Raw genomic sequence first — 6650 nt, forward strand, 5'->3', positions numbered from 1 at the left:
CTGGGCGCTGCTCGTCACTCATAGATCACAGCGGTCCGCTGATGCCGCCGTCCTTGCGGATCCGCCAGAAGTGGACCGCGAGGAAGACTGCCGCCAAGAGCGGGAAGACCATCACGTGGAGCACATAGAAGCGCAGCAGCGTGTTCTGCCCCACCTCAAGTCCACCCAGCAGGAGCAGCTTCGATGGGGTGTTGAGGAGCGGCGCGTAGCCGGCCATGTTCGAGCCGATGGTGATCGCCCAGTAGGCGATCTGGTCCCACGGCAGCAGGTAGCCGGTGAAGCTGAGCATCAGGGTGAGGAAGAGCAGGATCACGCCAACGACCCAGTTGAATTCGCGTGGTGGCTTGTAGGCGCCGTGATAGAAGACTCGCATCATGTGCAGGAAGACGAAGAAGACCATGAGGTGCGCGCCCCAACGGTGAATGTTGCGCGTGATCTGGCCGAAGGGAATGATCGTTTGAATCCTGAGGATGTCGGAGTACGCCTGCGTTGCCGATGGGGCGTAGAAGAACATTAGGTAGACGCCCGTGACGGTGAGGACAAGGAAGAGGAAGAAGCTCAAGCCGCCGAGGCAGAAGGTGTAGGCGAACTTCACGGCGTGCTGGCGCACGCGCACCGGGTGGAGGTGCAGGAAGACGTTGTTCATCACCGCATAGGCGCGACTTCGCTCGTCGTTGGGGTATGCGTTGCGGAAGACGGAGCGCCATGCTGAAGATCTGCGAACAGCCTGATCAACCCTCGCAAGTAGGCTCACTGTGCCCCTCCCGCTACGCCAGCGACTCCGGCCAACTGCCCATCTCGGTAAGACTCCTTATAGAGGCGTCCGTCTGAGCTGATCTCTTGTAGTTCGAACCTCTCCATCGTAATCGCGTCGAAGGGACAGCGCTTTACGCAGAGGGCGCAACGGATGCAGCGCTCCTCGTCTAAGAGCATTGCCGCACCGTTCTCCCAGCCGTACGCCTCAGAAAGCTCGGGGAGGGCGCCCTCAGACTTGAGCTGGTTGATATCGACCATATGGATGACCCCCTCGGGGCAGACGTCGGCGCAAGCGCCGCAGAGGACGCAGCGCATCGGGTCAAACCAGATGTTGTAGTTGCACATGAGGCAGCGGGTGCTCTCGGCGACCGCCTGCTGCGCGCCGTAGCCGAGCTCGACCTGGGTGGCGAAGTTCTCTGCTGGGTCCCCCGACGGAAGGCGAGCGGCCAGAGGCAGCACCGGGATGTGCTGGCGTGGGATGCGGTCGTAGAACTCGGGCATCTCATGGCGCCAGGAGCTGGTGATCTTGACGTTGGCGTCGACCGTAATCTCCGCCTGTCCGTCGAGATAGCGATCAATGGCGTAGGCGCACTTCTTGGCGTGGCCCGCCGCCTCGATCATGGTGGCGGGGCCAGTAACGAAGTCGCCACAGGCCCACACCCCCTTGATGTTGGTGGCGTAGGTGGCCGGGTCAACCTTGACGCGACCGCGCGCGACTTCGAAGGTGCTTTCGACCGGGAGGAAGCCGAGCTCGGAGGCTTGTGACACGGCGGGGATCACGGTGTCGGCAGGAAGAATGAACTCCGAACCTTCAATTGGCACCGGGCTGCGGCGACCCGAAGCGTCCGGCTCACCGAGACGATTCTTGATCATGCGCACACCGGTGATGTTGCCGTTTTCGCCGATCACTTCAAGTGGTGAGACGAGGAAGTCCATGCGCACACCCTCGCGCTCCGTCTCACCGAGCTCCTCCTCATCAACGACGAGCTCGGATCGCGTACGGCGATAAGCGATGGTGACGCGCTCCGCTCCGTGACGCAACGACGTGCGCGAGCAGTCCATGGCGGTGTAACCACCACCGATGACGACCACATCCTTACCTACGCTGAGCGGCTTGCCGAGGTTGGCATCTTTCATGAAGTCCACGCCGTAGACGAGTCCGTTTAGGTCGGCGCCCGGCACATCAAGGGCAACGGCATTCATGGCGCCGGCGCAGATCGCAATCGCGTTGTACTTCTGCTGCAACTGCTCGAAGGTGATGTCGCGACCGACCTCGGTGTTGTAGACGAACTTCACGCCGAGCCGCTCAATGAGGCGCACGTCGGTTTCGATCGCCTCGCGCGGAAGTCGGAAGGCAGGAACACCGATGAGCATCGTGCCGCCGCCGTACGGCAGGCTGTCGTAGACCGTGACCTGGTAGCCCTTCACGGCGAGCTCGCGCGCAACGGAGAGACCAGCAGGGCCAGCACCGATGACGGCAACGCTCTCGGCGCGTGGCGTGATCTCTGGCGCAACGTCGGGGATGCCCGACGCGGCGTGCCACTCAACAAGGAAGCGCTTCATCGCGCGAATCGCGAGCGGTCGATCGATGTCGCCGCGGCGACAGGCGCGCTCGCACGGCGCGGAGCAGACGTACGAACACATGGCGGCAATCGGGTTCGGCTCGCGGGAGAGGAGGTAGCCCTCTTCGAACCGACCCTCAGCGGCCAGGTTGAGGTAGCCGCGGCAGTTGGTGCCGACAGGGCAGGCCTCTTGGCACTCGATGTTGCACTGAAGCCAGGAGGCGTCTACCGGCTGGACCAGGAAGTCCTGCGTTTCAAGCGTCACAGTGAGCCTTTCGGTGTTGCCGTGGGTCATAGCCTGCAGAGGTAAGGGTAGCAGGGGCTCCCCAAAAGCGTGCTCAGCGGGATAGTTGCAATCTGGCCACTTTTCCTTGTACCGAACGTGAATTTCTGCCAGAATCGCCGCCTAAGGCGGTGCCGGCGTCCCCCCAAAGGCACCGCCTTTTATCCCCTCTGGCTGATGATCTCCGCAAGCACCTCTGCCGCATGCCCGGTCGGGGTCACGCTCTCCCAAACCTTCGCCACCTGCCCCGCAGGGTTGATGAGCAAGGTGACCCGGTGAGTGCTCATGAAGCTCTTCCCCATCATCTGCTTCTCACCCCAAACCCCGTAGGCCTCAGCAACCTGATGGTCAAGGTCGGAGAGTATCGGGAAGTTCAGCGAGAACTTGTCGCGGAACGCGGCCTTGCTCGACTGGTCATCGGGGCTCACCCCCCAGACAAGTGCGCCCGCCTGCTGCAGCGCCGACTCGGCGTCGCGGAACTCGCAGGCCTCAATGGTGCAGCCAGGGGTGTCGTCCTTTGGATAGAAGTAGAGGACGAGCCACTTGCCACGCGCAGAAAGGGTGCTGTGTTCGATACCGCCTGCGTCGCGCATGCTGAAGGCGGGGGCCTCGCTACCAACTGGCGGGAATGATTTAAAGGGACTCATGCACCAAGTATAGCCTCGGCGACCGCGCGCGCAACGGAGACGAGCAGACCGCCAACGCTGAGGCTCACGATGAGGAGATCGGCGCGACCGAAGCGCGACGGGCGACGACGCGTTGGTGGTGCCGCACCTGTTGGGAGGCGCACACCGCGAACCTCGAGGGCGATCGCTAGTTGTGGCACGGCGCGAATCACCGAATCGAACATGTCGGCGAGCAGAAACGGATCTGCGCCTCGTCGGGTTAGGCGGCGAATCGCGCGACGTTCGCGCGCCTCGTCGCGCAGTGTGGGGATGCGCGTGGCGGTGGCGAGCAGCGCCATCGTTGGTGCAAATGGTGCGCGGAGTTGCTCGATGAACGAATCGGCCATGCGCAACGGCTCGAACGGGCGTAAGAGAACGAGGCTACCTGCAGCAAAGGCGAGCAGGCGCGTGCCTGCACCAACCGCCTCCTCAGCTGATGCGCCGCCGAAGAGATTGGCGAGCACAATCCCAGCGAGTGCTGGCGTGAGCGCCAAGGCGAGACGCAGCGTTGCGAGAACCTGCACGCCCGAGACCCACGCCACCAAGAGGACTGGGAGGGCGATCGCCGCCTGCGCCACCGGCGTCGCTGGGCTCGCAATTGAAAGGGTGAACCAGAAGAGGGCGAGGCCGAGGCGCGTAAGTGGATTGGCTGTGCCGATCAGCCGTCGGCCGAGCTCTGGTGAGAGAAGCCGCTCGGCGCTCTTGGCAACTCGCGCCACTGGCGCTGGGAGGAGCGCTGCAAGGCCACCCTCGGTCGGCTCAACGCTGGCCCCTGTCTCCTCGGGGTGACGCACTCGGCGGAGCGGCCGCGCATCCGAGCGACTCAACGCACCCAGTCGTGCGTCATGCGTGGCAATCAGCACAGCGGTCGCGCCGAGCAGCTCCTGATCGCTCAGTAGATCGCAGAGCGCCGCAACGCGCGCGTCATCGAGGCCGCCGCTCGGCTCGTCGAGCATCAGGACGTCTGGGGCTGCGGCAAGGGTCACGACGATTGCTAACCGACGTCGTTCGCCGTCGGAGAGTCGACCAGGTGCTGCATCCAGCAGCTGTGCGACATCAAGGCGCTGCGCCAGTGCTTCGGCTCGCGCTGCGTCGCTCGGAGCAAGGAGCGCACGCGCCGGTCGCACACCAAGGAGGAGTCCCGAATCTTGTGGTGCAAATCTGATTCGCAGGTCAGTCGCCGCGATGCGTTCACCCGTGTCAAGTGCGAGTGTCCCCGCAACGAGATGCAGCAGCGTTGATTTACCGCTCCCCGTGTCACCGGTGAGCAGCGTGGTGGTGCCGCGCATCACGGCGAGGCTGGATGGCCCAACGGTGCGATCCGCCGCAGTGGCGCGCACCAGTTGCACGACCGGTGCGCCACCACCGGCGACGTTGTGCACCGTGCTCCAATCTGGCGAAGGTGCCGGCATCGCCGCGGTTGCGACGACCCTGCCGCCATCGAGTCGTAGGTGCTGCGCCGTTGCGGAGCCGAGCAGCGAGAGATCATGTGCCGCGATCACGCGCGTCGCACCGCTCTCGCGCAACGTTGCTGCCAAGCGCTCGGACGATCGTGCATCAAGGCCACCGAGTGGCTCATCGGCGATCAGCAGATCAGGCGATGCGACAAGGGCAACGAGCGCCGCCGCCGCCGCTCGCTCGCCGCCACTAAACGTGGTGAGACTGCGATCGATCAGGGCAACCTCTACCGCCGCGGCGCGCGCGTACCGCTCGATGCGCGAGCGCATCTCTTCGGTGGGAACGTGTCGCGACTCGAGCGGGAGCGCCGCATCATCTAAGAGGAGTGGGAGCGCATACGTTGGGGCAGGACCAGCCGCGACGTACCCGAGGCGCACGCTCAGCTCTCGCGGAATCCCCGACTCCGTTGCGGCGGCGGCAATCAAGTCGATCCCGCCGACACGAAGCTGCCCGCGCAGCTCGCCCGGCAGCACCGTGCCGAGCATCCCAGCGATCGCACGCAGGAGGGTGCTCTTCCCTGCGCCAGAGGCGCCGCTTACAAGTAGCAGCCCACCGGCGGGAAGGCTTATCGAGGTTCCGCGCAGGTCGAGCGTGAGCCGATCTGACCCAGCCGGGCGCCAGGTCAGATCGGCGATCTCTAGAGCGAGCAGCGGCACGCCGTTAGGAACCGATCAGGTCAAGGGCACCGCTGCGTCGAAGTGCCTTGCGCAAGGCCGGCGCACCGAGGCCACCGATGATCGCCGAGCTTGCAACCATCGCAGCCACCAGGGCTGCTACAAACGAGGTACTGACGTCGGGGAAGTAGAGGGGTAGATCATGCAGCGCCATGCCGACTCCCGAGAGTGCGCCAGCGGCCAGCGCCACGCGCCAACCGGCGACGCGATAACCGACAGCTGCGAAGGCAAGCTCCGCGCCGATCCCTTGCGCCGCGCCAGAGAAGATCGCGTCGACCGACCACTGGCTCGCGAGTAGGAAGGAGACGGAGGCGGCGATCATCTCGCCGGCGAGTGCCGCACCGGGGCGCCGCACGATTAATCCCGCGAGTGGCCCAGCGATCACCCACGTGCCGGCGAACAGCAGGTACTGCAGCGGCAGCACGGCGGCGAAGAGTGGTGATGCGGCGCCCCACACCAGATTCCATCCGGCGAAGAGCACGCCCGAGGCGATGCCGATAGTTGCCACGGTGACGAAATCCATAAGTCCCCACGAACGCTTCATGCTACGCCTCCCCTTCACTCACAAGCACAGCACCGCTGTGGGCCGTGATGATTGACTCTGTGGCGGTTGCCACATTAGAAATTCCCCGCGTGCTGCCAGCAAGGAGCAGCGCAGAGGCAAGTGGCCAACGCACACCGGTCGCAGAGACCGTGGCATCGCCACCCCACGGCGTAATCGAAATGATGCGGCCGATGTCGCCGCGCAAGGTGACCCTTGCGCCACTACGCAGCAGCTGCGTCCGCGTCTGCTCATCAAGGATCACAACGTCGGCAGCGCCGCAGCGCGGGTGCGCCAAGAGTGCGAGGGTGCCGATGGCGTGATCACTGCGGCCGCCCCAGGTGCAGAGCAGCGTGATCTCAGTCGCACCCGCATCGAGCGCCGCGAGAAGGGCGAGCTCGGTGTCGGTTGCATCTTTATTGGTTGGGAAGCGCGTCACGGCCACACCGGCCGCCTCGAGCCCATCAACATCGGCGGCGCTGAGTGAATCAAAATCGCCGATCACCTGGTGGAGTGGCAGGCCGAGTGGTGCCGCGTGGCGAGCGCCGCCATCAGCGGCGATCACAAGAGCGACGTCACGCCAGCCGGGCCAGTGGGCATCGAGCAGCGCCGGGTCGGGTCGATCGCCCCCCGCAAGAATCAACGCGCGCACAGGCACCTCGCTCTCTATCGCGCGGGGTACACCTGCGTCCTCCCTTCGCCGGCATGACC

At 64.8% G+C, this 6650-nt stretch carries 6 protein-coding genes; all 6 read right to left on the bottom strand.

Annotated features, from left to right (window positions below):
- Positions 1-25: 25 nt before the first annotated feature.
- The gene (gene extP, locus AC3LCN_RS05645) at positions 26-646 is read right to left on the bottom strand and encodes a selenite/tellurite reduction operon b-type cytochrome ExtP (RefSeq protein WP_488649093.1); all 621 of its coding nucleotides are present in this window, start codon (positions 644-646) and stop codon (positions 26-28) included.
- 104 nt (positions 647-750) lie between these two features.
- A complete protein-coding gene (locus AC3LCN_RS05650) occupies positions 751-2613 on the bottom strand; it encodes an FAD-dependent oxidoreductase (protein WP_488649094.1) in 1863 nt (620 codons plus the stop codon).
- A 149-nt stretch (positions 2614-2762) separates the two neighbouring features.
- Positions 2763-3248, bottom strand: coding sequence for a thioredoxin-dependent thiol peroxidase (bcp, locus tag AC3LCN_RS05655; protein WP_488649095.1), 486 nt, complete (start codon positions 3246-3248; stop codon positions 2763-2765).
- Positions 3245-5380: an ATP-binding cassette domain-containing protein gene (locus tag AC3LCN_RS05660; protein WP_488649096.1), complete on the bottom strand. Its 2136-nt coding sequence runs from the start codon at positions 5378-5380 to the stop codon at positions 3245-3247. Before AC3LCN_RS05660 ends, bcp begins: the two co-directional genes overlap by 4 nt.
- Positions 5381-5384: 4 nt before the next feature.
- Entirely contained in the window at positions 5385-5942 is a 558-nt protein-coding gene (locus AC3LCN_RS05665) for an ECF transporter S component (protein ID WP_488649097.1), read from the bottom strand.
- Position 5943: 1 nt separating this feature from the next.
- On the bottom strand, positions 5944-6650 hold a 707-nt coding region (locus tag AC3LCN_RS05670; protein ID WP_488649098.1), incomplete at its 5' end, for a thiamine diphosphokinase.

The sequence above is a fragment of the Candidatus Limnocylindrus sp. genome (assembly GCF_040397215.1).
In the GTDB taxonomy this organism is placed as follows: Bacteria; Chloroflexota; Limnocylindria; order Limnocylindrales; family Limnocylindraceae; genus Limnocylindrus.